The organism is Streptomyces sp. NBC_01003 (assembly GCF_045162695.1).
Taxonomy (GTDB): Bacteria; Actinomycetota; Actinomycetes; order Streptomycetales; family Streptomycetaceae; genus Streptomyces.
In genome coordinates, this window is sequence record NZ_CP108707.1 from 8,070,396 (window position 1) to 8,095,906 (window position 25,511).

At 71.4% G+C, this 25,511-nt stretch carries 23 protein-coding genes, 1 pseudogene and 1 riboswitch; of the genes and pseudogenes, 18 read left to right on the forward strand and 6 right to left on the reverse strand.

What is annotated here, in order from left to right:
* Positions 1–99 precede the first annotated feature (99 nt).
* Positions 100–639 carry a hypothetical protein gene (locus OG698_RS36825; RefSeq protein WP_100597430.1) on the reverse strand — a complete coding sequence of 180 codons (540 nt, stop codon included), beginning with the start codon at positions 637–639 and terminating at the stop codon, positions 100–102.
* Positions 640–898: 259 nt separating this feature from the next.
* On the opposite strand from OG698_RS36825, the gene fmt reads away from it, so the two are divergent.
* The 11 genes from fmt (at position 899) to OG698_RS36880 (ending at position 13,102) form a co-directional block, all read left to right on the forward strand.
* Positions 899–1,843, forward strand: coding sequence for a methionyl-tRNA formyltransferase (gene fmt / locus OG698_RS36830; RefSeq protein WP_406108203.1), 945 nt, complete (start codon positions 899–901; stop codon positions 1,841–1,843).
* A 34-nt stretch (positions 1,844–1,877) separates the two neighbouring features.
* The gene (locus tag OG698_RS36835; protein ID WP_383095343.1) at positions 1,878–3,344 is read left to right on the forward strand and encodes an RsmB/NOP family class I SAM-dependent RNA methyltransferase; all 1,467 of its coding nucleotides are present in this window, start codon (positions 1,878–1,880) and stop codon (positions 3,342–3,344) included.
* A gap of 198 nt (positions 3,345–3,542) precedes the next feature.
* A complete protein-coding gene (gene rpe, locus OG698_RS36840) occupies positions 3,543–4,229 on the forward strand; it encodes a ribulose-phosphate 3-epimerase (RefSeq protein ID WP_100597433.1) in 687 nt (228 codons plus the stop codon).
* A gap of 78 nt (positions 4,230–4,307) precedes the next feature.
* The gene (locus OG698_RS36845) at positions 4,308–5,351 is read left to right on the forward strand and encodes a sugar-binding domain-containing protein (RefSeq protein ID WP_326776733.1); all 1,044 of its coding nucleotides are present in this window, start codon (positions 4,308–4,310) and stop codon (positions 5,349–5,351) included.
* A 205-nt stretch (positions 5,352–5,556) separates the two neighbouring features.
* Positions 5,557–5,997 carry a ribonuclease domain-containing protein gene (locus tag OG698_RS36850; protein WP_406108205.1) on the forward strand — a complete coding sequence of 147 codons (441 nt, stop codon included), beginning with the start codon at positions 5,557–5,559 and terminating at the stop codon, positions 5,995–5,997.
* Positions 5,994–6,353: a barstar family protein gene (locus OG698_RS36855; protein WP_399970882.1), complete on the forward strand. Its 360-nt coding sequence runs from the start codon at positions 5,994–5,996 to the stop codon at positions 6,351–6,353. The genes OG698_RS36850 and OG698_RS36855 overlap by 4 nt, the downstream gene beginning before the upstream one ends.
* 109 nt (positions 6,354–6,462) lie before the next feature.
* Positions 6,463–7,905, forward strand: a complete 1,443-nt coding sequence (locus tag OG698_RS36860; RefSeq protein ID WP_406108206.1) for a GuaB1 family IMP dehydrogenase-related protein — start codon at positions 6,463–6,465, stop codon at positions 7,903–7,905.
* A 314-nt stretch (positions 7,906–8,219) separates the two neighbouring features.
* Positions 8,220–9,692: an amino acid permease gene (locus OG698_RS36865; RefSeq protein ID WP_399970883.1), complete on the forward strand. Its 1,473-nt coding sequence runs from the start codon at positions 8,220–8,222 to the stop codon at positions 9,690–9,692.
* Positions 9,693–9,702: 10 nt separating this feature from the next.
* Entirely contained in the window at positions 9,703–10,155 is a 453-nt protein-coding gene (locus OG698_RS36870; protein WP_100597439.1) for an Lrp/AsnC family transcriptional regulator, read from the forward strand.
* Between the two features lie 395 nt (positions 10,156–10,550).
* Positions 10,551–11,339: a carbon-nitrogen hydrolase family protein gene (locus tag OG698_RS36875; RefSeq protein WP_406111493.1), complete on the forward strand. Its 789-nt coding sequence runs from the start codon at positions 10,551–10,553 to the stop codon at positions 11,337–11,339.
* Between the two features lie 59 nt (positions 11,340–11,398).
* Positions 11,399–13,102, forward strand: coding sequence for a flavin monoamine oxidase family protein (locus tag OG698_RS36880; protein WP_399970885.1), 1,704 nt, complete (start codon positions 11,399–11,401; stop codon positions 13,100–13,102).
* Positions 13,103–13,142: 40 nt separating this feature from the next.
* Here the strand turns inward: OG698_RS36880 and OG698_RS36885 are convergent, their stop codons facing one another.
* Together OG698_RS36885 and OG698_RS36890 are read right to left on the reverse strand one after the other, a co-directional pair.
* Positions 13,143–14,072, reverse strand: a complete 930-nt coding sequence (locus tag OG698_RS36885; protein ID WP_406108208.1) for an LLM class F420-dependent oxidoreductase — start codon at positions 14,070–14,072, stop codon at positions 13,143–13,145.
* A gap of 104 nt (positions 14,073–14,176) precedes the next feature.
* The gene (locus OG698_RS36890) at positions 14,177–14,881 is read right to left on the reverse strand and encodes a DUF5995 family protein (RefSeq protein WP_406108210.1); all 705 of its coding nucleotides are present in this window, start codon (positions 14,879–14,881) and stop codon (positions 14,177–14,179) included.
* A gap of 130 nt (positions 14,882–15,011) precedes the next feature.
* On the opposite strand from OG698_RS36890, the pseudogene OG698_RS36895 reads away from it, so the two are divergent.
* Positions 15,012–15,410 (forward strand): annotated as a pseudogene (locus tag OG698_RS36895) (RNA-guided endonuclease TnpB family protein); the annotation flags it as partial.
* Between the two features lie 56 nt (positions 15,411–15,466).
* Here OG698_RS36895 and OG698_RS36900 read toward each other — a convergent pair.
* Complete coding sequence (locus tag OG698_RS36900; RefSeq protein WP_406108212.1) at positions 15,467–16,873, reverse strand: uracil-xanthine permease family protein; 1,407 nt, start codon at positions 16,871–16,873, stop codon at positions 15,467–15,469.
* 204 nt (positions 16,874–17,077) lie between these two features.
* Here OG698_RS36900 and OG698_RS36905 point away from each other — a divergent pair, with 204 nt between their 5' ends.
* Entirely contained in the window at positions 17,078–18,349 is a 1,272-nt protein-coding gene (locus OG698_RS36905; RefSeq protein WP_406108214.1) for an alginate lyase family protein, read from the forward strand.
* Between the two features lie 99 nt (positions 18,350–18,448).
* On the forward strand, positions 18,449–18,907 hold the full coding sequence (locus tag OG698_RS36910) for an acyl-CoA thioesterase (RefSeq protein WP_406108215.1): 459 nt from the start codon (positions 18,449–18,451) through the stop codon (positions 18,905–18,907).
* Here the strand turns inward: OG698_RS36910 and OG698_RS36915 are convergent.
* Positions 18,867–20,087 carry an MFS transporter gene (locus OG698_RS36915; RefSeq protein ID WP_399970891.1) on the reverse strand — a complete coding sequence of 407 codons (1,221 nt, stop codon included), beginning with the start codon at positions 20,085–20,087 and terminating at the stop codon, positions 18,867–18,869. The two genes, OG698_RS36910 and OG698_RS36915, sit on opposite strands and share 41 nt — an antisense overlap.
* A 140-nt stretch (positions 20,088–20,227) precedes the next feature.
* Here OG698_RS36915 and OG698_RS36920 point away from each other — a divergent pair, with 140 nt between their 5' ends.
* Entirely contained in the window at positions 20,228–21,418 is a 1,191-nt protein-coding gene (locus OG698_RS36920) for an ROK family transcriptional regulator (RefSeq protein ID WP_406108217.1), read from the forward strand.
* A 19-nt stretch (positions 21,419–21,437) separates the two neighbouring features.
* Here the strand turns inward: OG698_RS36920 and OG698_RS36925 are convergent, their stop codons facing one another.
* Positions 21,438–22,184, reverse strand: a complete 747-nt coding sequence (locus tag OG698_RS36925; RefSeq protein WP_406108219.1) for an SDR family oxidoreductase — start codon at positions 22,182–22,184, stop codon at positions 21,438–21,440.
* A 280-nt stretch (positions 22,185–22,464) separates the two neighbouring features.
* Positions 22,465–22,595, forward strand: a riboswitch (FMN riboswitch).
* A gap of 303 nt (positions 22,596–22,898) precedes the next feature.
* Between OG698_RS36925 and OG698_RS36930 the strand changes: the two genes are divergently transcribed.
* From OG698_RS36930 to OG698_RS36940, 3 genes are read left to right on the forward strand one after another with little or no spacing between them, the layout of a single operon-like run.
* Positions 22,899–23,507 (forward strand): riboflavin synthase, encoded by a 609-nt coding sequence (locus OG698_RS36930; RefSeq protein WP_100597450.1) that lies wholly within the window; start codon positions 22,899–22,901, stop codon positions 23,505–23,507.
* A gap of 2 nt (positions 23,508–23,509) precedes the next feature.
* Positions 23,510–24,154 (forward strand): nicotinamide mononucleotide transporter family protein, encoded by a 645-nt coding sequence (locus OG698_RS36935; protein ID WP_326778742.1) that lies wholly within the window; start codon positions 23,510–23,512, stop codon positions 24,152–24,154.
* Positions 24,151–25,503: a bifunctional 3,4-dihydroxy-2-butanone-4-phosphate synthase/GTP cyclohydrolase II gene (locus tag OG698_RS36940; protein ID WP_406108220.1), complete on the forward strand. Its 1,353-nt coding sequence runs from the start codon at positions 24,151–24,153 to the stop codon at positions 25,501–25,503. The genes OG698_RS36935 and OG698_RS36940 overlap by 4 nt, the downstream gene beginning before the upstream one ends.
* Positions 25,504–25,511: the final 8 nt, after the last annotated feature.

Sequence of the window (25,511 nt, forward strand, 5' to 3'; positions counted from 1 at the left end):
GGCCTCTCCGGGTGCTGCCCCGAGACGACGCAGTGCGCCCCAACACACCTCTGCCTCCCTGTACGTGACGATGTGCAGGGAGGCAGACAGGAGGTGAGGTCAGCCGTTGCGCGGGCCGGGGAAGGCCGTTGGGCGGGGGTCCTCGCGGAGCACCGGGCTGCCCGCGGTCGGCTGCGTGGGCATGGAGCGGGCGGCGGGTACGGACGGGATCGTCGCCGTGCCGATGGGGACGGGGGGCCGTGTCCCCGCCGTCTCCGTGGCGCGCTCGGCCTCGGCCGCCGCCTGCGCCGCGGCCCTGCGGGCCCCGTACCGGCGGTGCACCGCCTGCTTGGTGACCCCGAGCGCGGAGCCCACGGCGTCCCACGAGAAGCCCAGCGAGCGGTCGAAGTCGACGGCGGCGGTCACCAGGGTCTCGACGCTGTCGCGCAGTTCCTGGGCCAGGCGGACGGTCGGGGCGGGAGCGCGCCCGTAGACGACGAAGCCCGCGGAGGGGCCGGAGCGGCGCGGACGGTAGACGTTGCCGAGCTGGGCGCTCAGGGTGCGCAGTGCGTCCACCTGCCGGCGGACCCGCTCGATGTCCCGTACCAGGAGGTGCAGGCTGGCCCGTGCCTGGGCGTCGTGGGTTGCGTGGTCGGCCATGAACAAGCCTCTCGAACCGGCGTTGAAACGGATCGGGCCGCATCTGTGGCCCTTGGTTGGTCAACTCTTCCTTGACCAACGCGCCAGTTGGTGAGGGGTCACGCTGGAGGGGCGTATGCGCATATGCGCAGGGCGCGCGTCCATGCGTACGCCCCCAGGGGCAGGCGGCCCCGAATACCGGAGGGAACGGGCCCGTGGAACGGCCATAGACTGGTGTGCTGCCCATCAAGTCCCTGCCCCGAGAGGCCGAAAGACACCTATGAAGCTCGTCTTCGCAGGCACCCCCGAGGTCGCCGTTCCCGCTCTGGACGCCCTGATCGCCTCCGACCGGCACGAGGTCGCCGCGGTCGTCACCCGGCCGGACGCTCCCGCGGGCCGCGGCCGCAGGCTCGTCGCCAGCCCGGTCGCCGAGCGTGCGGAGGAGGCGGGCATCGAGATCCTCAAGCCGGCGAAGCCGCGCGACGAGGCATTCCTGGCCCGGCTGCGCGAGATCGCGCCCGACTGCTGCCCGGTCGTCGCCTACGGCGCGCTGCTGCCGAAGGTCGCCCTCGACGTCCCCGCCCGCGGCTGGGTCAACCTGCACTTCTCGCTGCTGCCCGCCTGGCGCGGCGCCGCCCCCGTACAGCACGCGATCATGGCCGGTGACGAGATCACCGGAGCGTCCACGTTCCTGATCGAGGAGGGGCTTGACTCCGGGCCCGTCTACGGGACGGTGACGGAGATGGTGCGGCCCACCGACACGAGCGGCGACCTGCTCACCCGGCTGGCCTTCGCCGGCGCCGGACTGCTCTCCGCGACCATGGACGGCATCGAGGACGGCTCCCTGAAGGCTGTGGCGCAGCCCGTCGACGGCATCACGGTCGCCCCGAAGATCACCGTCGAGAACGCGCACGTGGACTGGGCGGCGCCCGCCCTGCGGGTCGACCGCGTAGTTCGTGGCTGCACGCCGGCGCCCGGCGCCTGGACCGTCTTCCGCGACGAGCGCCTCAAGCTCATCCAGGCCGTCCCCGTGCCGGACCGCACCGATCTCGCGCCCGGCGAGCTCGCCGTCGGCAAGAAGAACCTGTACGTCGGGACCGGCTCTTACGCGGTGGAGCTGCTGTGGGTGCAGGCTCAGGGCAAGAAGCCGATGGCCGCGGCCGACTGGGCGCGCGGGGTGCGGATCGCCCCGGGCGAGCGGCTGGGCGGGACCGACGTAGGCTGAATGGGTTCGAGCCGATACCAGCAGCGGAGCACCTTTGAACGACCAGCCCGGCCGGCGACCCCAGAAGTCAGGTAAGCCCGGCACCCCCGGGAAGCAGGGGAAGCCGTACCGCCGCCCTCAGAAGGACCCGGTCCGCTACCTCGCCTTCGAGGCGCTGCGGGCCGTGGACGAGCGCGATGCGTATGCGAACCTCGTGCTCCCGCCGCTGCTGCGCAAGGCCCGGGAGAAGGAGGGGCCCGAAAAGTTCGACGCCCGTGACGCCGCGCTCGCCACGGAGCTGGTCTACGGGACGCTGCGCCGGCAGGGCACGTACGACGCGATCGTCGCCGCCTGTATCGACCGGCCGCTGCGGGAGGTGGACCCGCCCGTTCTCGACGTGCTGAACATGGGCGTCCACCAGCTGCTCGGCACGCGGATCCCCACACACGCCGCCGTGTCGGCCTCCGTGGAGCTGGCGCGGGTCGTGCTCGGTGACGGGCGCGCCAAGTTCGTGAACGCCGTGCTCCGCAAGGTCGCGCAGGACGACCTCGACGGCTGGGTGGAGAAGGTCGCGCCCCCGTACGACGAGGACGCCGAGGACCATCTCGCCGTGGTGCATTCGCATCCGCGATGGATCGTGTCGGCGCTGTGGGACTCGCTCGGCGGGGGCCGCGCGGGCATCGAGGACCTGCTGGAGGCCGACAACGAGCGGCCTGAGGTCACGCTCGTGGCGCGGCCGGGCCGGACGACCGCGGATGTCGTCCTGGACGAGGTCGGCGAGGAGTCGGCGCTGCCGGGGCGCTGGTCGCCGTACGCCGTGCGGCTCACCGAAGGCGGTGAGCCCGGCTCGCTCGACCCCGTGCGGACCGGCCGGGCCGGTGTCCAGGACGAGGGCAGCCAGCTCGTGGCGATCGCCCTCGCGAACGCGCCCCTGGAGGGCCGCGACGAGAAGTGGCTCGACGGCTGCGCAGGTCCCGGCGGCAAGGCGGCCATGCTCGCCGGCCTCGCCTCCGAGCGCGGCGCCGCCCTGCTCGCCGCCGAGAAGCAGCCCCACCGCGCCCGCCTCGTGGCGAACGCGCTCGCGGGCAACCCCGGCCCGTACCAGGTCATCGCGGCCGACGGGACCCGTCCGCCGTGGGGGCCCGGCACCTTCGACCGCGTCCTCATGGATGTGCCGTGCACGGGTCTCGGCGCGCTGCGCCGCCGGCCCGAGGCGCGCTGGCGGCGGCGCCCCGAGGACCTGGAGGGCTTCGCGCCGCTCCAGCGCTCGCTCCTGACCACCGCGCTCGACTCCGTACGGGTGGGCGGCGTCGTCGGCTACGCGACCTGCTCGCCGCACCTCGCCGAGACCCGCGCGGTCGTGGACGACGTCATGAAGCACCACCCCGGAGCCGAACTCATCGACGCGCGCCCTCTGCTGCCCGGCGTACCGGCGCTCGGGGACGGCCCCGACATCCAGCTCTGGCCGCATCTGCACGGCACGGACGCGATGTATCTGGCCCTGATCCGGCGCACCGCCTGATCCGGACGGCACCGCCTGACACGGACACACGGCCGACCGCCGGTCCCGCGCGCCTTCAGGTGCCGGGGCCGGCGGCCTTTTCGCTCTCGCGGATCCGGGTCGATCACCATGGCACCGGGGCCCTGGCGCGGCATCCGGGAACCGAGACAGGTCTGGACCGGGGGGAGCAACCGGCGCCGGGCATGGCAGTCTTGGGTCATGGCCGTGCAGATCAACCCCAGCATCCTGTCCGCGGACTTCGCCCGCCTTGCCGAGGAGGCAAAGGCCGTCGAGGGCGCCGACTGGCTCCATGTCGACGTCATGGACAACCACTTCGTCCCGAACCTGACCCTCGGGGTGCCGGTCGTGGAGTCCCTGGCGCGGGCCACGGACATCCCGCTGGACTGCCATCTGATGATCGAGGACGCCGACCGCTGGGCCCCGCAGTACGTCGAGGCCGGCGCCGGCTCCGTCACCTTCCACGCGGAGGCCGCGGCCGCCCCCATCCGGCTGGCCCGCGAGATCCGCGCCAAGGGCGCCCGCGCCTCCATGGCGCTCAAGCCGGCGACCCCCATCGAGCCGTACGAGGACCTGCTCCCCGAGCTGGACATGCTGCTGATCATGACCGTCGAGCCGGGCTTCGGCGGGCAGGCCTTCCTGGACCTCATGCTGCCGAAGATCCGCCGCACCCGGGAGCTGATCAGCAAGCACGGCCTCGAACTCTGGCTTCAGGTCGACGGCGGCGTCTCGGCCTCCACCATCGAGCGCTGTGCGGAGGCGGGCGCCGACGTCTTCGTCGCCGGCTCCGCCGTCTACGGCGCCGCCGACCCCGCCCAGGCGGTACGTGCATTGCGCACGCAGGCCGAGACGGTGTCGGCCGCCGCGGCCTGGGCATGCGGCCACTGAGCCACGGGAACGTGAACGCCGCCCATCAGGGCAGATCAAGTCCGCCACATCTGCAAGGATGAACGGCGAGTCCAGGTTGTGAACAGCAGTGAGGAGATCGCCGTGTCGGCACTGTCGCCGGGTCGCTCAGCGATGCGGATGGGACCCGCGGAGCTGGTGCAGGCGGCGGCCATGGCCCGCCGCTTCTACCTCGAGGGCAAATCCAAGATCCAGATCGCCGAGGAGTTCGGCGTGAGCCGCTTCAAGGTGGCCAGGGTCCTGGAGACCGCGCTCGAACGTGATCTCGTACGCATCGAGATCCGCGTACCGGCCGAGCTCGACGCGGAGCGCTCCGACGCGCTGCGCGCCCGCTACGGCCTGCGGCACGCCGTGGTGGTCGAGTCACCGGCCGAGGCCGAGGAGTCGCCCGACCCCGAGAACCTCGGCGAGGTCGCGGCCGACCTCCTGGGCGAGCTGGTCTCCGAGGGCGACGTGCTCGGCCTTGCGTGGGGCCGGTCGACCATCCACATGGCGGCCGCGCTCGACCGGCTGCCGCCCTGCACGGTCGTGCAGCTCACGGGCGTGTACGACGCCGGGACCGCCGAGCGCGGCTCCGTCGAGGCCGTGCGGCGCGCCGCCCAGGTCTCCGGCGGCGAGGCCCACCCGATCTACGCGCCGATGCTCCTGCCCGACCCGGCCACCGCGGCCGCGCTGCGCAGCCAGACGGGCATCGCCCGCGCCTTCGAGTACTTCGACAAGGTCACGGTCGCCTGCGTCTCCATCGGCTCCTGGGAGCCGGGCATCTCCACCGTCCACGACATGCTCAGCGACGAGGAGCGGGCCCACTACGCCTCGCTCGGCGTCGCCGCCGAGATGTCCGCGCACCTCTTCGACGCCGAGGGCCGCCGCGTCGGCCGTGACCTGGGCGAGCGGTGCATCACGGTCGAGGCGGACCGCCTGCGGCGCATACCGGAGGTCGTCGCCATCGCGGGCGGCCAGCGCAAGGCTGCCGCGATCGACGCGGTGCTGAGGTCGGGGCTCGTCACCAGCCTGGTCACTGACACGGCCGCCGCGGACTTCCTCCTCACGGCGGGCCCCACGCCCAAGCCGGCGCTGAACCGGGCCGACCCGGACGGCGTCTAGGGCCTCTCGTTTGGATCATGCTGGGCTCGCGGGGTCTGGCACGCACTCCTCCAAGCTCTCGGCTTCGCTCTGGCAGGGGGACCCCATGACCTCGCTCCCTGATCCAGCCTGATCCAAACGAGAGACCCCAGGGCCCCGGTCCCGTCGCGCGGTGCTCACGTCGTGTGCCGCGCTCACCGGAGGCGGCTGTGGCAGCATCGGCGGCATGCTGTTGCGGCTTCTCACCCGCCATTCTGCCCGCCTCCCCACCCTCCTCCTGGGGGCGCTGCTCGTCGCCCTCGCCCTGCTGGTCACCGGGTGCTCCGCACAGGACACGCGACAGGACACACGGGCCGCCCCGGGCCGCTCCACTCCCGCCTGGGCGCAGGGCATGGCCACCGTCCCCGAATCCCGGCTCCCCGCAGAGGCCCGTACGACCCTCGGCCTCATCGACAAGGGCGGGCCGTTCCCGTACACCAAGGACGGTGCCGTCTTCGGGAACTTCGAGCGGGAGCTGCCCCGGCAGAACCGCGGCTACTACCACGAGTACACCGTTCCCACCCCCGGCGAGCGGGACCGCGGCGCCCGGCGCATCGTCACGGGGCAGAGCCACGAGACGTACTACACCGATGACCACTACGAGTCGTTCAAGGCGGTGCTGAGATGACCGGAGGTCCTCCCGACAGGATCCGTGTCCTCGACCTCGAAGGCGTCAAGGACAAGGCCGGGTTCATGGACCGGTGCGTGCGCGACCTGGAGCTGCCGGACTGGTTCGGCCGCAACTGGGACGCGCTGTTCGACGTCCTGACCGATGTCTCCTTCTGGCCCGACGGCAGCGATCAGGCGCTGCTGCTGTCCGTCGTGGGATGGCGGGCCTACGCCGGTGCCAGGCCCGAGGACTGGGAGACCGCGCTCGATGTGTTCACGGACGCGGTCGACCGCAGGCGTGGCCGGAATCCGAGGCTCGTGATCGCCCTGACCCTTGGAGGATCAGACCACGCCCCCTCCCGCCCGCCTGTGTAATCGTCCGTGGGCATGTGGTAGCGGTGGCATGGGACACTGAAGTACGTGCTTTTCCCCCACGGGCTGACCTGCCCGGGGGCCACCTCTGATCGACTGGGATGAGCAGCACGTGCGTTTCCTCAACGACATCCAGCCTGCGTACGACCTGACCTACGACGACGTCTTCATGGTGCCGAGCCGCAGCGCCGTGGGTTCCCGTCAGGCGGTCGACCTCGCGTCCCCCGACGGCACCGGCACCACGATTCCGCTGGTCGTCGCCAACATGACCGCGATCGCCGGGCGCCGCATGGCCGAGACCGTCGCCCGCCGCGGGGGCCTCGTCGTCATCCCGCAGGACATCCCGATCGAGGTAGTCACCGAGGTCATCTCCTGGGTGAAGACCCGCCACCTGGTCCTCGACACCCCCATCGTCCTCGCCCCGCACCAGACCGTCGCCGACGCGCTTGCGCTGCTGCCCAAGCGCGCGCACAACGCCGGTGTCGTCGTGGACGAGGAGCAGCGGCCCGTCGGCGTCGTCACGGACGCCGACCTGACCGGCGTCGACCGGTTCACGCAGCTGTCCGAGGTCATGTCCAAGGACCTGCTCCTGCTCGACGCGGACATCGACCCGCGCGACGCGTTCAACAAGCTGGACCACGCCAACCGCCGCTACGCCCCCGCCGTGGGCGCGGACGGCCGTCTCGCGGGCATCCTGACCCGCACGGGCGCCCTGCGCGCGACGCTCTACACCCCGGCCACCGACGCGAACGGCAAGCTCCGCATCGCCGCCGCCGTCGGCATCAACGGCGACGTGGCGGGCAAGGCCAAGCTGCTCCTCGACGCCGGCGCGGACACCATCGTGGTCGACACCGCGCACGGCCACCAGGAGTCGATGATCGCCGCGATCAAGGCCGTCCGCGGCCTCGACCCGCAGGTGCCCATCGTCGCGGGCAACATCGTCGCCGCCGAGGGCGTCAAGGACCTCATCGAGGCCGGCGCCGACATCATCAAGGTCGGCGTGGGCCCCGGCGCCATGTGCACCACGCGCATGATGACCGGCGTCGGCCGGCCGCAGTTCTCCGCCGTCCTGGAGTGCGCCGCCGAGGCGAAGAAGTACGGCAAGCACGTGTGGGCCGACGGCGGCGTCCGTCACCCGCGCGACGTCGCCATGGCGCTCGCCGCAGGCGCGTCGAACGTCATGATCGGCTCCTGGTTCGCGGGCACGTACGAGTCCCCGGGCGACCTCCAGCACGACGCCCAGGGGCGCGCGTACAAGGAGTCCTTCGGCATGGCCTCGGCTCGCGCCGTCAGGAACCGGACCTCCGAAGAGTCCGCGTACGACCGTGCCCGCAAGGCGCTGTTCGAGGAGGGCATCTCCACCTCGCGCATGTTCCTCGACCCGCAGCGTCCGGGCGTCGAGGACCTGATCGACTCGGTCATCGCGGGCGTCCGCTCCTCCTGCACCTACGCGGGTGCCAACTCCCTCGCGGAGTTCGAGGAGAAGGCCGTCGTCGGCATCCAGTCCGCCGCCGGTTACGCGGAGGGCAAGCCGCTGCACGCCAGCTGGAGCTAGTCGCTCCACCGCAGGACCCGGCCCCGCGCCCCCGTTTTCGAGGGCGCGGGGTTTCGCTTTTCTCCGGAGAGGAACGCAACGGACGAAACGGACCGCGCAACGTTCGTCCACACCCGCGCGCACCACGCAACGTTCGTGCGCGCATACGCAAGGTTGCTGCATTACAGCTGGGAAGAGAAACCCTTTAGAGTCAAGCGCTGTACGTGGCGTGGCGGGGACGGCCTGCTCGGCGGTTCCCCGGTCTGTGTGGGCTGTCGTTGCTTGTTGTTCCCGGTGCGCGCCCACCTGACCGGCAGCGATGAAGGAGCCAGCCCGTGCTCGACCACGGCGCACCACCGCGCACCCGAACAACCGAGACCCCCACCCCGGGCCTCGGCGCCAGGCTGATGCGGCGCAAGCCGGTAGAAGCCCTGGTCGCGGAGGGTGGCCAGGGTGAAGGCGGCAGTCTGCGCCGCTCGCTCGGCATGTGGCAGCTGACCATGATCAGCATCGGCGCCACGCTCGGCACCGGCATCTTCGTGGTGCTCGGCGAGGCCGTCCCGAAGGCGGGCCCCGCGGTCACCCTGTCGTTCGTGATCGCCGGTCTCACGGCCCTCTTCTCGGCGCTCTCGTACGCCGAACTGGCCGGGACCATACCGGTCGCGGGCTCCTCCTACTCGTATGCGTACGCAACGATGGGCGAGCTGATCGCCTGGATCTGCGGCTGGTGTCTGGTCCTCGAATACGGCGTGTCGGTCGCGGCCGTCGCCGTCGGCTGGGGCGAGTACCTGAACGAGCTCCTGGACGGCACGATCGGCGTCACGATCCCCGACGCCCTGTCCGCGCCCCCTGGCGACGGCGGCATCTTCAACCTGCCGGCGCTGATCGTCGTAGTCCTCGCGATGGCGTTCCTGCTCGGCGGCGCCCGTGAGTCCGCCCGCGCCAACACCATCATGGTCGCCGTCAAGATCGTGGCGCTGCTGCTGTTCTGCGCCATCGGCATCAAGGGCTTCCAGTCCGGCAACTACGAGCACTTCATGCCGCTCGGCATGGCCGGAGTGAGCGCGGCCGGCGCGACGCTCTTCTTCTCGTACATCGGCTTCGACGCAGCCTCCACGGCCGGCGAGGAGGCCAAGAACCCGCAGCGCGACCTGCCGCGCGCCATCATGCTCTCCCTCGTGATCGTCACCGCGCTGTACGTCCTCGTGGCCGCCGTCGCCGTCGGCGCGCGCCCCTGGAAGCAGTTCAACGACTCCGAGGCCGCCCTGGCCGGGATCATGAAGGACGTCACCGGGCAGTCGTTCTGGGCGACGCTGCTCGCCGCCGGTGCCGTCATCGCCATCGCGTCCGTCGTGCTGACCGTGCTCTACGGCCAGACCCGCATCCTGTTCGCGATGTCCCGCGACGGCCTCGTGCCCAAGGTGTTCTCGAAGGTCCACCCGAAGACCGGCGCACCGCGCGCCAACACGGTGATCGTCTCGCTGTTCTGCGGTGTCCTCGCCGCCGCGATCCCGCTCGGCCAGCTCGCCGACGCGACCAGCATCGGCACGCTCTTCGCGTTCGCCCTGGTCAACATCGCGGTCGTGGTCCTGCGCCGCACGCGCCCCGACATGAAGCGCACCTTCCGCGTGCCGCTCTCGCCGATCCTGCCGGCGCTCGGCTTCGGGTTCTGCGTCTGGATGATGGGCAGCCTGTCCACCGTCACCTGGGTGGTCTTCGGCGTGTGGATGGCCGTCGGCCTCGTGTTCTACTTCCTTTACGGGGCCCGTCGCTCCCGACTCGCCTCCGCGCCTGCCCAAGAGAAGTGAACCACCTGCCTTGCTGAACGATCTCGACGAACGCATCGTGCACGCCCTCGCCGAGGACGCCCGCCGTTCCTACGCCGACATCGGCCAGCTCGTCGGCCTGTCCGCGCCCGCCGTCAAGCGGCGTGTGGACCGGCTGCGGGCCACCGGAGCCATCACGGGTTTCACGGTGAGGGTCGACCCGGCCGCGCTCGGCTGGGAGACCGAGGGGTTCATCGAGATGTACTGCCGCCGCAACACCTCGCCCGAGGCCATCAAGCGCGGCCTCGAGCGGTACCCCGAGGTCGCGTCCGCGTCCACCGTCACGGGTGACGCGGACGCGATCGTCCAGGTCTTCGCCTCGGACATGCGGCACTTCGAGCGGGTCCTGGAACGGATCGCGGGGGAGCCGTTCGTGGAGCGGACCAAGTCGGTGCTCGTCCTGTCGCCGCTGATGCGGCGCTACACGTCGGGCTCGCCCGCGTAGCACCTCACTTCGCGGGATGCACCGGGCGCCACGGCAGCACCGTGAAGCAGCCGGTGCCCTGCTTGACCGTCTCGAAGGTGCCGCCGAGCCCAGGCTCCGCGGCACCTTCGTCGTTTCCGTGCCGGGGCTCAGTCAGGCGCAGCCCAGGATCCACCCGGCACGTCCGACCGCGGTCGGCTTCCCACCGCGCCGTGCGGCGGAGGCCGCCTCTACGGACTGCGACCGACGGCTCACCTGGACGCGCAACAAATCGCCGCCGACGGCCCATCAGGCGCAACGGATCGTATGAGAAGACGCAACAGTCCCGTCTTGTCCCGCCGGTCCGCGGAAACGTACCGTCTTATCCGATCCCCCTCCCCCTTTTTCGCACGCTCCCTAGGACGCCCATGCCGCCGCTGCGCACCGCCCTGCTCCAGAGCTCCGGCCGCCCCGGGTCCGTCGACGAGAACCTCAAGGTGCTCGACGGCGCCGCGGGCCGCGCCGCCGCGACCGGAGCCCGGCTCCTGGCGGCCCCCGAGATGTTCCTGACCGGGTACGCGATCGGCGACGACGTGGCCCGCCTCGCCGAGCCCGCCGACGGGCCCTCCGCGCAGGCCATCGCCGGGATCGCGGCCCGGCACGGCGTCGCCGTGGCCTACGGCTATCCGGAGCGCGACGGGGAGCTGGTGTTCAACTCGGCCCAGCTGATCGCCCCCGACGGCACCCGCCTCGCGAACTACCGCAAGACCCACCTCTTCGGCTGCTTCGAGCGCGACTCGTTCACGCCCGGCGACCAGGCCGTCGTCCAGGCCGACCTCGACGGTGTCCGCATCGGCCTCATGATCTGTTACGACGTCGAGTTCCCGGAGAACGTGCGCGCGCACGCCCTCGCCGGCACCGACCTGCTCGTCGTACCGACGGCCCAGATGCACCCGTACCAGTTCGTCGCCGAGTCCGTCGTCCCCGTGCGGGCCTTCGAGAACCAGATGTACGTCGCGTACGTCAACCGGGTCGGCCAGGAAGGGGAGTTCGAGTTCGTCGGGCTCTCCACGCTCGCCGGCCCCGACGGTGTCGCCAGGGCGCGCGCCGGCCGCGGTGACGAGCTGATCTGTGCCGACGTGGACCCCGCCTTCCTGGCCGCGTCCCGCGACGCCAACCCGTACCTCAGCGACCGCCGCCCGGGCCTGTACACGCCGCTGATCTGAGCCCCGAGCCGCCGCCCCGAACCTTCAGTACCTCAGTTCCCGCAAGGAGTCCGCACCCCATGACGTCCACGGTGCCCAACGCCGTCCAGCACACCGACGCGCAGCCCCCCATCACGATGTTCGGGCCGGACTTCCCGTACGCGTACGACGACTTCCTCGCGCACCCCGCGGGCCTCGGCCAGATACCGGCGACCGAGCACGGCACCGAGGTCGCGGTCATCGGCGGCGGCCTCTCCGGCATCGTCGCCGCGTACGAGCTGATGAAGATGGGCCTCAAGCCCGTCGTGTACGAGGCGGACGAGATCGGCGGCCGGCTGCGCACCGTCGGCTTCGAGGGCACCCCCTCCGAGGCCGCCGGGCTGACCGCGGAGATGGGCGCGATGCGCTTCCCGCCGTCGTCGACCGCGCTCCAGCACTACATCGACCTGGTGGGCCTCGAGACGCGGCCCTTCCCCAACCCGCTCGCCCCCGAGACCCCGTCGACCGTCGTCGACCTCAAGGGCGAGTCCCACTACGCGAACACCGTCGACGACCTGCCGCAGGTCTACCGCGACGTCATGAACGCGTGGAACGCCTGCCTCGAAGAGGGCGCCGACTTCTCCGACATGAACCAGGCCATGCGGGAGCGCGACGTGCCGCGCATCCGCGAGATCTGGTCGAAGCTCGTCGACAAGCTCGACAACCAGACGTTCTACGGGTTCCTCTGCGACTCCGAGTCCTTCAAGTCCTTCCGGCACCGAGAGATCTTCGGGCAGGTCGGCTTCGGCACCGGCGGCTGGGACACCGACTTCCCGAACTCCATCCTGGAGATCCTGCGCGTCGTCTACACCGAGGCCGACGACCACCACCGCGGCATCGTCGGCGGCTCCCAGCAGCTCCCGCTGCGCTTGTGGGAGCGCGAGCCGGAGAAGATCGTCCACTGGGCGTACGGCACCTCGCTCGCGGAGCTGCACGACAGTGGGAAGCCGCGCCCGGCCGTGACCCGGCTGCACCGCACCGCGGGCAACCACATCACCGTCACCGACGCGTCCGGTGACATCCGCACCTACCAGGCGGCGATCTTCACCGCCCAGTCCTGGATGCTGTTGTCCAAGGTCGCGTGCGACGACTCGCTCTTCCCGATCGACCACTGGACGGCGATCGAGCGCACCCACTACATGGAGAGCTCGAAGCTCTTCGTCCCGGTCGACCGGCCGTTCTGGCTGGACAAGGACGAGGAGACCGGGCGGGACACGATGTCCATGACCCTCACCGACCGCATGACGCGCGGCACCTACCTGCTGGACGACGGCCCGGACAAGCCGGCCACCATCTGCCTGTCGTACACGTGGTGCGACGACAGCCTGAAGTGGCTGCCCCTGTCGGCGAACGAGCGCATGGAGGTCATGCTCAAGTCGCTCGGCGAGATCTATCCGAAGGTCGACATCAGGAAGCACATCATCGGCAACCCGGTGACCGTGTCCTGGGAGAACGAGCCCTACTTCATGGGCGCGTTCAAGGCGAACCTGCCGGGCCACTACCGCTACCAGCGCCGCCTGTTCACGCACTTCATGCAGGACCGCCTCCCCGAGGACAAGCGGGGCATCTTCCTCGCGGGCGACGACATCTCCTGGACGGCGGGCTGGGCCGAGGGCGCCGTGCAGACCGCGCTCAACGCCGTCTGGGGCGTGATGCACCAGCTCGGCGGCGCGACGGACGGCACGAACCCCGGCCCCGGCGACGTGTACGACGAGATCGCTCCGGTCGAGCTGCCCGAGGACTGACGGGCGTGCGGGCCCCGGCAGACGCCGGGGCCCGCACCGCTCAGACCCCGGCCTCGCGCGCCGCCGTGTACACCTCGGCAGCGACATCCGTCAGCTCCTCCGCGTCACGGACGAGGCCCTGGAGGTCGATCAGGATCTCCTCGAGGCCCACCGCGTTGTGCGCGGCCAGGTCCTCGACGATCTGCGCGACGCTGCCCTGGAACGGGCGGCGGTCGTCGCCCTTGTACTCGTCCCGCGTGTAGACCGTGTTCACCCGCAGTACGCTCTGGATCGGCTCCTTGCGGCCGCGCTCCTCGGCCAGTTCCTGCAGATTCCGCCACTGCTCGGCGAGCTGCTCCGCGCCCGCGGCCCCCGGCATCCAGCCGTCCGCGCGGTCCACGAGCCGACGCGCGGCCTTCGGGCTGTTCGCCGGCAGGAGCACCGGGATCGGCCCGGCGGGCTTCGGCCCCACCACGGACGGCGCGATCGTCGTCAGCTCGCCCTCGTAACTCACCGGGTCGGGGCCCCACACGGCCTCGAACACGTCGAGCAGCTCGTCCAGGACCTGGCCTCGCTTCTCGAACGGGGCCACAGAGGCGGCCGCGTACTCGTCGTGGGACCACCCCGTGCCGATGCCCGCGACGACGCGGCCACCGCTCGCAGCGTCCAACGAGGCGAGGGCGCGCGCCAGTTGGAACGGCACGTGCAGAGGGCCGACCAGCACGCTCGTGCCGAGCCTGGCCCGCTCGGTGACGGCGGCGGCCAGGGTGAGCGAGACCAGCGGGTCGGCGACCGAGCGGTACTGGTCCGGCCAGGGGAGGCCCGGGACCCCGTACAGGCCCTGGCGTGCGGGCTCGGGGAACAGGATCCGCTCGAAGACCCACAGGCTCTCGTAACCGATCTCCTCGGCGGCACGGGCCACCGCCGGGATGTCGCGCCCGATGTCGTACTGCTTCATCTGGGGGAGGCTGAGGCCGAGTCGGGTCGCCATGCCGGTGCTCCTTCGCGTTCGCATCTGGGATCGCTTGCGTAACTCCTCGTCAACGTACAGCGATCACGTGGGAGTTCCGCGGCGAAGGCGGGCGCGTGGCCGGATCAGTCCGGCAGGGCGGTGAGCATCATGCGGCCCACCAGGCCCACCGAGGTGTCGAGGCGCCGGACGAACTCCTCGGTGACGTCCGGGAATTCACGAAGCACCCACAGGGCGCGGGCCGCGGCCCAGGCACCGTCCCTGGCGCGCTCCAGGGTCCAGGAGCCGAGCAGATGGGTGAGGGGATCGGCGATCTGGAGCAGATCGGGGCCCGGCATCAGATCTTCGCGGATGCGCTCCTCCAGCGAGACGAGGAGATCGCCCACGCGGTCGAACTCATCCTCCACGTCGGCCGGTTCGCAGCCGAGCGTACGGCAGGTGTCCACGACGGCGAGCGCAAGATCGTGGCCGATGTGCGCATTGATGCCCGAGAGGGCGAACTGCAGTGGGCGTACGCCTGGATGGCGGCGGTACTGGAGCAGCGGACGCCAGCAGGCGGGCGGACGGTGGTCGGGGGAGCGGGTCTCGACGGCCGCCAGATAGCGCCCGGCGAACCGAACGTCCAGCGTGGTCGCGGCTTCGGCGTCGGCGAACCGGCCGCCGTCGATGTGCCGGTCGACCTCTTCCGTGACGGACAGATAGACCCGGTTGAAGACGGCCACGCCGTCGCAGGCGGGCCAGGACGTGGCCAGCTCACGCATCCGGGCCACCACGGAGTCGACCCCGCGCGCGGCGGGCGTGCACTTCGCGAACCGTTCCAACTGCACCATGGGGGCAGGTTCTCAAGCCTGGGCCGGCGCGGGCGCCGCCTGGCCGGGGGCTTCCCCAGAACGGGGGAACGGGCCGGGGTCTGTGCGTGGGGGCATTCCTCGGCAGAGTCCTGAAGGCTGCCGATGGTGAAGCGTCGCGGTGGAGGATCTGGCGGTCCGAGGCCTCGCGCGCACCCGGCCGGCCAAGAGCGTGCACGATGCAGGCTGGTCGCAGTTCGTGACCATGCGCGAATACAAGGCGAAGCGGTACGGGCGGACTTTCATCAAGATCGGGCGGTTCGAGCCCACCAGCCAGGTGTGTTCGGCCTGCGGACACCGGGACGGGCCCAAACCGCTCGACGTGCGGGAGTGGGCCTCTCCCGCCTGCGGCACCCGCCACGACCGGGATGTCAACGCCGCAATCAACGTGAAAGCGGCCGCCGGGCTGGCGGCATCGGCCTGCGGAGCGCCGGTAGGACCAGAGCCCGTTCTGGCACAGCGTGGAGAGACAGGAAGTCACGGAATCCCGCCCCGAGCGCGCGCCGCGTAGCGGCACAGCAACGAGCAGGACGGCCAGAAACACCCTCCTTCAGGAGGGAGTACAGGTCACGACTTGGCGGACTGACCGCCGTCGTCCGAGGACGGCTCGTCGTACGTCGACGTCCCCTCGTCGAGCAGCGGCTCCTGCGTCTTGAGGTGCGCGGGGGCCATGGCCCGCAGCGCGTGGTAGCCGGTGATGACGACGATCGTGCCGAGCGCGATGCCGCTCAGCGAGAAGTTGTCGGTGAACTTCAGGGACACGTTGCCGATGCCGATGATGATGCCCGCGGCGGCCGGGACGAGGTTCAGCGGATTGCGCAGGTCGACCTTGGCATTGATCCAGATCTGGGCGCCGAGCAGGCCGATCATGCCGTAGAGGATGACGGTGATGCCGCCGAGCACACCGCCCGGGATGGCGGCCACGATCGCGCCGAACTTCGGGCACACGCCGAAGAGCAGGGCGAAGCCGGCGGCCGCCCAGTACGCGGCGGTCGAGTAGACGCGGGTCGCCGCCATCACGCCGATGTTCTCGGAGTACGTCGTGTTGGGCGGGCCGCCGACCGCGGTGGAGAGCATGGAGCCGACGCCGTCGGCGGAGATCGCGATGCCGAGCTTGTCGTCGAGGTTGGAGCCGGTCATCTCGCCGACCGCCTTGACGTGTCCGGCGTTCTCGGCGATCAGCGCGATCACGACGGGCAGCGCGACCAGGATCGCCGACCACTGGAACGACGGGGCGTGGAAGGAGGGCAGACCGATCCAGTCGGCCTTGCCGACGGCGGACAGGTCCAGGCGCCAGTGGTCGACGGCCTCGGCGCCGCCGGTGACCGAGTGGATCCGGCCGAAGATCCGGTCGAACACCCAGGAGATGCCGTAGCCGAAGAGCAGCCCGAGGAAGATCGCGATGCGCGACCAGAAACCGCGCAGGCAGACCACGGCCAAACCGGTGAACAGCATGACCAGGAGCGCGGTCCACTGGTCCTGCGGCCAGTACGTCGACGCCGTCACCGGCGCGAGGTTGAAGCCGATCAGCATGACGACCGCGCCGGTGACGATCGGCGGCATCGTGGCGTGGATGATCCGCGCCCCGAACTTCTGCACCGCGAGCCCCACCAGGAACAGTGCGATGCCGACCACGAAGACCGCGCCGGTCACCGTGGCGCTGGTGCCGCCCTGGGCCCGGATCACCGCGGCGACACCCACGAAGGACAGCGAGCAGCCCAAATAGCTGGGCACCCGGCCGCGAGTGGCGAGCAGGAAGATCACCGTCGCGACGCCGGACATCATGATCGCGAGGTTGGGGTCGAGTCCCATCAGGACGGGCGCCACGAAGGACGCGCCGAACATCGCGACGACGTGCTGGGCGCCGAGCCCGAGCGTGCGCGGCCAGGAGAGCCGCTCGTCCGGGCGCACGACGGCGCCTGGAGCCGGGGTGCGCCCGTCGCCGTGAAGTTTCCAGCGCACACCGAGGTCCATGTGAGTTCTGCTTTCTGTGGTGCTTTTGTGGCTCGAAATGATCGCCGCCATGTTAATGCGCCGTAAGGCCCTTCTCGCGCCACGGTCGACGACCCCGATCTCATCCATGAATCCCTGTCAGGGGCATTGTCACGCCCACCTAGGCGCTCTACGCTCGCACGGCTCGATCCATGAACGTCGTTCAGATATGTGATGGGAGTTGTGATGCGTGCCAGATCCCGTGTGCGTCTCGGTGCCCTGCTCACCGCGGCGGCGGCCCTCACCGCCGTCCTGGTCCCGGCCCAGTCCGCGACGGCCGGCGTGAGGGCCCCGCGCACCGCCGTCCTCGACGGTGAGCGGCTGCTGCGGACCAAGCAGCGCCTCGACCACGGCGACCCGCAACTCAAGCGCGCCGTGAGGGACTTGACGGCCCGCGCCGACACCTGGCTGGACCAGGGCCCCTGGACCGTGGTCGACAAACCGAAGCCCGCGCCGGGCGGCGACGTGCACGACTACCTGAGCCAGGCCCCCTACTGGTGGCCCTCGCAGACCCCCACCGCCGACAACCCCTGGGGTTGCCCGTACGTCCAGCGCGACGGACAGCGCAACCCCGAGGTCGACACCGGGACCGACCGCCAGGACGTGGAGAAGGTCTTCGACTCGACGTACGACCTTGCCCTCGCCTGGTACTACACGGGCCGTAAGGAGTACGCGGAGAAGGCGGCCACGGTCCTGCGCACGTGGTTCCTCGACCCGGACACGCGCATGAACCCGAACCTGGACCACGCGCAGTTCATCCCCTGCAAGTACGACGGCCGGGCCATCGGCATCATCGACTTCTCGCAGTCGTACACGAGCGTCACCGACGCCGTCGCCCTGCTCGGCACGGGCGCCCCCGGCTGGTCGAAGGGCGACCGCTCCGCGATGGGGGAGTGGAACAAGGACTTCCTCGGCTGGCTCGTGGACAGCGACTTCGGCAAGCAGGAGGGCGCCGCCGAGAACAACCACGGCACGTTCTACGACCTCCAGGTCGCGGCCCTCGCCTACGCGACCGGCGACACCGCCCTCGCCCGCCGCACCGTCCTCGACGCCCGCACCAAGCGCATCGCCCCGCAGATCGCGGGCGACGGCAGCCAGCCGCAGGAGCTCGCCAGGACCCGCAGCTGGCACTACTCGACCTTCGATCTGGTCGCCTACACCCGGCTCGCCGCGATCGGGCGGCATGTGGGCGTGGACCTGTGGTCGTACCGGGGCCCAGACGGTCAGAGCCTGTTCAAGGCCGTCGACTATCTGCTGCCCGCGGCCACCGGGGCGACGGCGTGGCCGCACCCCGAGCTGGAGTTCCACCGGTTCGCGGCGAGCGACATCGTGCACGCGGCCGCCGATGCGGGGAGCGCCGCGGCGAAGCGGGCGGTCCCGGATCTGGAGACGCCGCCCGGCGGGGACCTGTGGGCGCTGCGCCCGGCGGCCGAACAGCTGGACTCGATCGCGGGCTGAGCGGGTCGCGCCGCGCTCCCGGTCCGGCCTGCTGAGCGTTTGCTTAGTTCAAGGTCGTACGATGGGGCTCTTGTACGTACCGCATCAGGAGCCCCACCCGTGACCGCCGAAGCCCTCGCCCGCCCCGCCCAGTCTTACGGACAGCTCGTCCCCGTCACCGTCCATTTCGACGACCTCGACGCGCTCGGCCTGCTCCACAACGCCCGCTACCCGGTGATGGTCGAGCGGGCCTGGGCCGCGCTGTGGGCGGAGCGCGGCCTCGTCTTCGAGGGCGACTGGGTGGCGGCCGGCGACTTCTGCAACGCGGTCAAGGAACTGCGCATCACCTACGACGCGCCGGTCAACCGCCCCGGCGCGTACGCCGTGCACCTCTGGCTCGACCGGCTCGGCACCACCGGCCTGACGTACGGCTTCCGCTTCTGCTCGGCGGACGGTGGGACGACCTACGCCCGAGGCACCCGCGTGCTCGTCCGCCTCGACCCGGCCACCCTGCGCCCCGCCCCCTGGAGCGAGATGTTCAGGACCCTTGGCCGTGAGCTCCTGCGGACGCAGGACTGACCTCGGCCTGCTTCGTCCGCTTACGCTCACCCGTGCGCAGCACCCCCGCGAACACCGCGAGCCCGCACGCCAGGAACGTCACCAGACCGAACGACACCACCAGGCTCGTCGCGTCGGCGACCGTCCCGATCGCGGAAGGGGCGATGAGGCCCGAGGTGTACGTGATGGTGGCGACACCGGCGATGGCCTGGCTCGGATTCGGTCCGCTGCGACCCGCCGCCGCGAAGGCGAGCGGCACGACGACCGCGATCCCGAGGCCCATCAGGCCGAATCCGGCCATCGCGACCGCCGGGTTCGGCGCCACCACGACGAGCAGTCCGCCGAGCGCGGCGCCCACCCCGCCGACCCGCACGGTGCGCACCGCGCCGAACCGGTCCACGATCCTGTCGCCGGCGAGCCGCGCCACGGCCATCGTGAGGGTGAACGCGGTGGTGCACGCGGCCGCGAGTCCGGCGGACGTGTCCAGGACGTCCCGCAGATAGACCGCCGACCAGTCCAGGCTCGCCCCCTCGGCGAAGACGGCGCAGAAGCCGACGGCGCCGATCAGCAGCGCCGACCTGGGCGGCAGCGCGAAGCGCGGCGGCGGCTCCTCGTCCTCCGTGGGGCGCAGGTCCAGTACGCCTCCGCACGCGACGAAGCCCACGACCGTCAGCGTCGCCGCGGCGAGCAGGTGGTGCAGCCGGGCGTCGGAGCCGAGGTGCGCGGCCAGCGTGCCGGCCGCCGAGCCGATGAGGGCGCCCACGCTCCACATGCCGTGCAGGCTGGACATGATCGACCGGTCGAGGCGGTTCTCGACCTCGACGCCCAGCGCGTTCATCGCCACGTCCGACATGCCCGCCGACGCGCCGTACGCGAAGAGAGCCACGCACAGCACGAGCAGATTCGGCGCGAGCGAGGGCAGGATCAGCGCGAGCGTCCACAGGGCCAGCAGCCCGCGCAGCGCCGTGCGCGCGCCGAACCGATGGCTCACCCAGCCCGCGATCGGCATCGCCACCGAGGCGCCGAGCGCGGGGAAGGCGAGCGCGAGTCCCAGCTGGCCCGCGCTGACCCCCGCGTGCTCCTGGATCCAGGGCACCCGGGTCGCGAACGACCCGGTGACCGCTCCATGGACGCAGAAGACGGCCGCGACCGCATAGCGGGCGCGCTTCAACTCCCTTGCCCCGTAACCGACTTCACTCATCCGGCGTGCCCTCCCGATACCGTCCCCAGGCTACTGGCGTAAACTATCAGGAACCCTGCCTGATAAATAGTCGGTTTCCCAGCGGTCTCCCCGTGCAGCCCCGGTCCCGGCAGCGAAGGCGATCTGGAAGGATCCGCGCCATGCCCGCATCACCGAGTACCGCCAGGGCCATCAACGACCGGCTCGCACTGCGCCTCCTCCAGAGCGAAGGGCCCCTGACCGCCGGGAAGTTGAAGGAGCTCACCGGCCTGTCCCGGCCCTCCGTCGCCGACCTCGTCGAGCGGCTCACGGCCCAGGGCCTGATCGAGGTCGTCGGGGAGGCCGGCGCCCAGCGCCGCGGCCCCAACGCCAAGCTCCACGGGATCGTCTCCGGGCTCGCCCATCTCGCCGCGCTCGACGTCCGCACCGAGGGCGTCACCCTCACCGTCGCCGACCTGGTGGGCACGGTCCTCGCCGAGGCGTCCGCGCCCATCGACGACGAGGAAGGCACCGGCCCCGCCGTCGAACGGGCCGTCGCCCTCGTCGAGCGCACGGCGAAGGACGCGGGCGCCGAACGCCTGCACACCGTGGGAATCGGCGCGCCCGGTCTCATCGACCCCGCCACCGGCGAACTGCGCGACTCGTCGGGCCTGCCCGAGTGGCACCGCCGCCTCGTCGCCGCCCTCCACGAACGCCTGCCCGCCCGCGTCCTGGTCGAGAACGAGACCAATCTCGCCGCCCTCGCCGAACAGCGCGACGGCGCGGCCCGCGACCGCGACACGTTCGCCCTGCTCTGGCTCGGCCACGGCATCGGCGCCGCGGTCGTCCTCGACGGCGTCCTGCGCCGGGGGGCCTCCGGCGGCACCGGCGAGATCGGCTTCCTGCCCGTGCCCGGGACGTCCGGACTCCCGTCCGCGACCGGGTGCGACGGAGGCTTCCACTCGCTGGCCGGATCCGCCGCCGTCGCCGAACTCGCCCGTGCGCACGGCCTGGTGGGCCCGACGGCCGCACCGGGGGAGCCGGCCGCCACGGCGCTCGTGGGTGAAGCGGTGCGAGCGGAGCCCGGGACGCCCGCCGCCCGCTTCCTCGACGCACTCGCCGACCGGCTCGTCCTCGGCGCCGCCTCGGTCGTCGCCGTCCTCGACCCCGGCTGCCTCGTCCTGGGCGGCGAGGTCGGCCGCGCGGGAGGTGACCGCCTCGCGACCCTGGTCGCCACCCGCCTCGCCGCCATGTCCCCCCTGCCCACGGAGGTGCGGGCCGGCGCCCTCGGCGGCGGCGCGGTGCTGCGAGGAGCGCTGCTCATGGCGCGTGACGGGGCGCAGGACGACCTCTTCGCGCCGACGGACCGCTGACCCCGCGCACGCACCCGGGTCAGCTCGCCGGGAACCGCCGCGCGAGGAACTCCTCGAACGTGCCCTTGCCCACTGCCCGTTCGGGCGTCAGATGCCCGCCGTCCCGCATGCCCTTGTACGCCTTCCCGGCCAGGCGCACCTCGACGAACGGCCGGCGCCGACGGCTCGCGCGCAGGTAGGCGCGGGCCAGATCCGGGGCCGTGCGCACCTCGGGACCACCCATGTCCGCCACGCGCCCCGCAGGTGCGCCCGTCGCCAGCTCCGCCAGGCGATCGGCCACTTCGGCGACTTCGACCGGCTGGTCGGCGACCCCCGCGGGAAGGAGCATCACCGGCAGCTTGGCCAGCGTCCGAAGACCCTGGAACACCAGGTCGTGGAACTGCGTCGTGCGCAGCACCGTCCAGCCGAGACCCGACTCCTCGACCAGCTTCTCGACCGCGTGCTTCGACTTGTAGTAGCCGAGCGGCACCCGGTCCACGCCCACGATCGAGATGTACAGCAGATGCGGCACCCCGGCCCGCCGCGCGGCCTCGATCAGATGCCCGGCCGCCTTCTCGTCACCGCCGCGCGGCGTGCTCGCGCAGTGCACGATCGCGTCCACATCCGTGACGGCCTCGTCCAGGCCGGGCCCGCCCTCGCGCAGGTCCACCGCGTACGGCCGCGCGTGCCGGCTGAGCACGCGCACCTCGTGCCCGCCCGCGCGCAGCCGCTCGGCGACGAGCCTGCCGAGGGTTCCCGTGCCGCCGGTCACCAGGATCGTGGTCATCGCAGTTCAGCCCCTTCGCACACCGGACGCTCCACGGTGGAACGTCCCTCGCCGGGTGAGACCGGTGACGGCGCGAAAATGTGACATCGCCCGCGAGGCGCCTCAGGATTCCGCCGGCACGCCGCCCACCTCGGCGGTTGCGATCCTGACGCTCTCGCCCTGGCAGAGGGGACCGCCCGGAACGCTGCGCGAGTCCACGCACACGGCCTGTGAGCCAGCCCACAGCCGATCACCCGTTTGGCCCATGCGGGGACGTGGCACACTGGCCCTGTACCAGAAGCAGCGCACTCCGGGGTCGGTGAAAGTCCGAACCGGCGGTTACAGTCCGCGACCCGGTCGCTTCCAGCGGCCGGTTGACCAGGTGAAATTCCTGGACCGACGGTTAAAGTCCGGATGGGAGGCAGTGCGCGGCGGGCGGGCATTCGTGCACGCCGCCGTCTGTTTCGACGTGTCCTCAGGGACAGGTCTCATTCGGCGTCGGCCTCGGTGTCCTCGCCCGTACGTTCTGTCGCCGTATCGCGACAGTGCCCCGGAGTCCGTGCCCGAAGAGGCAGGAGGACCCGGTGGCCCCCACTTCCGCAGTGCCCGCCCGGCGAGCAGCCGTGCGCCCGCACGCGTCCTTCGCTCCTTCAGGAATCCCCGCCGGCCCTGAGGCGTTGCGCCTCACCGCCACCCTTGTCGGCCCCGCGGCCCCTGCAGCGAAGGAGCACTGAAGTGTTCACCGGAATCGTCGAAGAGCTGGGCGAGATCACTGCCGTCGAGGAACTCGGCGACGCCTCCCGCTTCAGGCTGCGCGGCCCCGTCGTCACCGAAGGGGCCCGGCACGGCGACTCCATCGCCGTCAACGGCGTCTGTCTGACGGTCGTGGAGCACGAGGGCGACGAGTTCACCGCCGACGTCATGGCGGAGACCCTCGACCGGTCCAGCCTCGGCGCCCTCGCTGTCGGCTCCCGGGTCAACCTGGAGCGCCCCACCGCTGTCGGCGCCCGCCTGGGCGGACACATCGTGCAGGGCCACGTCGACGGCACGGGCAGCATCGTCGAGCGCAAGCCGTCGGAGAACTGGGAGATCGTCAAGGTCTCGCTCCCGGCGCACCTCGCGCGCTACGTCGTCGAGAAGGGCTCCATCACCGTCGACGGAGTGAGCCTCACGGTCGTCGACGCGGGCCCCGACTACTTCACCATCAGCCTCATCCCCACCACCCTCGCCCTGACCACGCTCGGCCTCAAGCAGGCCGGCGACCCGGTCAACCTCGAGGTCGACGTCATCGCCAAGTACGTCGAGCGGCTGCTCGGCGACCGTGCCCAGGAGGCGACCAAGTGAGCCTGAACTGGCTGAACTCCGAGGCGTTCACGCTCTTCGGCCAGCACATCATGTGGTCCGACATGATCGGCAACACCGTCGGTCTGGTCGCCCTGGCGCTCGGCTGGCGCCGCTCGATCTGGACCTGGCCCGCGCAGCTCGTCTCCGGCCTCATCCTCCTCACGGCCTTCGCGACCGCCCACCTCTCGGGCAGCGCGGGCAAGCAGCTCGTGGTCATCGTCGTCGCCGCCTGGGGCTGGTGGCAGTGGAACCGCGGCAAGGGTCAGGCCCAGGACGGCTCCCTCGCCGTCCGGTTCGCCACCTGGCGCGAGCGCGGCTACCTGCTGGGCGCCGCCGCACTCGGCACCCTGGCGGTCGGCGGCCTGTTCACCGCATTCCCCACGCTGTCGTGGGACCCCTGGCCGGACGCGTACATATTCGTCGGCACGATCGTCGCCATGTACGCCCAGGCGCGCGGCATGGTCGAGTTCTGGTTCGCCTGGCTGCTCGTCGACCTGGTGGGCGTACCGCTGAACTTCGCCAACGGATTCGCCTTCTCCGGTTTCGTCTACGTGATCTACGGCGCGCTCGTCCTGTGGGGCATGCGCGACTGGTGGCTGCGGTCCCGCTCGGCCTCGCAGCCCGCCCTGGAAGGAGCCCCGGCATGACCACTCACCCGTCTCCCACCACCGCCCTCGACGAGGCGCTGCGCGCTGCCCCCTCAGGCACCGACGTCTGGTACAGCACCTCGCACGACGAGGACAACTCGGACCTGTCGCTCGACCCCGTCGAGCAGGCGATCCGCGACATCGCGAACGGCCGGCCCGTCGTGGTCGTCGACGACGAGGACCGCGAGAACGAGGGAGACCTCGTCATCGCGGCCGAGAAGGCCACCCCCGAGATCGTCGCCTTCATGATGAGCGAGTGCCGCGGCCTGATCTGCGCTCCCATGGAGAACGACGAACTGGAGCGCCTCCAGCTGCCGCAGATGGTCGAGAACAACACCGAGTCGATGCGCACGGCCTTCACGGTCTCCGTCGACGCGGGCCCCGCGCACGGCGTGACCACCGGCATCTCCGCCGCCGACCGCGCCACCACGCTCCAGCTCCTGGCCGGCGGCACCGCCGAGGCCGGCGACTTCGTACGGCCGGGCCACATCTTCCCGCTGCGCGCCAAGGCCGGCGGTGTCCTGGTCAGGAACGGCCACACCGAGGCAGCCGTCGACCTCGCCCGGCTCGCGGGCCTGCGCCCCGCCGGAGCGATCGTCGAGATCGCGGGCGAGGACGGCACGATGCTCCGCCTGCCCGAGCTGATCCCGTTCGCCCGCAAGCACGGCCTGACGATCATCTCCATCGAGGACCTGATCGCCTACCGCCGCTCCTCCGAGCCGACGGTCCGCCGCGAGGCCGAGGTCAATCTCCCCACCGCCTTCGGCGACTTCACCGCGTACGGCTACCGCTCCACGGTCGACGGCGTCGAGCATGTCGCCCTCGTCCACGGCGAGATCGGCGACGGCGAGGACGTTCTCGTCCGGGTCCACTCCGAGTGCCTCACCGGCGACGTCTTCCACTCGCTGCGCTGCGACTGCGGCCCCCAGCTGGAGGAGTCCATGCGGCGCATCACCGAGGAGGGGCGCGGCATCGTCGTCTACCTGCGCGGTCACGAGGGGCGCGGCATCGGCCTGCTCTCCAAGCTGCGCGCCTACGAGCTTCAGGAGCGCGGCCGCGACACGCTGGACGCCAATCTGGAACTCGGCCTGCCGGCCGACTCACGGGACTACGCGGCGGGCGCCCAGATCCTCGAGGACCTCGGCGTGCGCGGCCTGCGCCTGCTGACCAACAACCCCGACAAGACCGACGCGCTCCTGCGGCACGGCCTCAAGGTCGTCGCCCGCGAGTCCATGCCGGTCCAGGCGGGCGAGCACAACCTCCGTTACCTGCGCACCAAGCGGGACCGGATGGGCCACGACCTGCCCTGGCTGGACGCCCCCGCGTCCACGACCTGCGCGAACCAGTAGCCCGTACC

Excerpts from the sequence above, each read along its gene's own strand:
- rpe (WP_100597433.1), top strand. The coding sequence starts at position 3,543 with ATGGCCGTGCAGATCAACCCCAGCATCCTGTCCGCGGACTTCGCCCGC.
- OG698_RS36850 (WP_406108205.1), top strand. The coding sequence starts at position 5,557 with ATGCTGTTGCGGCTTCTCACCCGCCATTCTGCCCGCCTCCCCACCCTC.
- OG698_RS36940 (WP_406108220.1), top strand. The coding sequence starts at position 24,151 with ATGACCACTCACCCGTCTCCCACCACCGCCCTCGACGAGGCGCTGCGC.
- OG698_RS36880 (WP_399970885.1), top strand. The coding sequence starts at position 11,399 with ATGACGTCCACGGTGCCCAACGCCGTCCAGCACACCGACGCGCAGCCC.
- OG698_RS36890 (WP_406108210.1), bottom strand. The coding sequence starts at position 14,881 with ATGGTGCAGTTGGAACGGTTCGCGAAGTGCACGCCCGCCGCGCGCGGG.
- OG698_RS36900 (WP_406108212.1), bottom strand. The coding sequence starts at position 16,873 with ATGGACCTCGGTGTGCGCTGGAAACTTCACGGCGACGGGCGCACCCCG.
- fmt (WP_406108203.1), top strand. The coding sequence starts at position 899 with ATGAAGCTCGTCTTCGCAGGCACCCCCGAGGTCGCCGTTCCCGCTCTG.
- OG698_RS36905 (WP_406108214.1), top strand. The coding sequence starts at position 17,078 with ATGCGTGCCAGATCCCGTGTGCGTCTCGGTGCCCTGCTCACCGCGGCG.
- OG698_RS36925 (WP_406108219.1), bottom strand. The coding sequence starts at position 22,184 with ATGACCACGATCCTGGTGACCGGCGGCACGGGAACCCTCGGCAGGCTC.
- OG698_RS36915 (WP_399970891.1), bottom strand. The coding sequence starts at position 20,087 with ATGAGTGAAGTCGGTTACGGGGCAAGGGAGTTGAAGCGCGCCCGCTAT.
- OG698_RS36920 (WP_406108217.1), top strand. The coding sequence starts at position 20,228 with ATGCCCGCATCACCGAGTACCGCCAGGGCCATCAACGACCGGCTCGCA.
- OG698_RS36825 (WP_100597430.1), bottom strand. The coding sequence starts at position 639 with ATGGCCGACCACGCAACCCACGACGCCCAGGCACGGGCCAGCCTGCAC.
- OG698_RS36855 (WP_399970882.1), top strand. The coding sequence starts at position 5,994 with ATGACCGGAGGTCCTCCCGACAGGATCCGTGTCCTCGACCTCGAAGGC.
- OG698_RS36885 (WP_406108208.1), bottom strand. The coding sequence starts at position 14,072 with ATGGCGACCCGACTCGGCCTCAGCCTCCCCCAGATGAAGCAGTACGAC.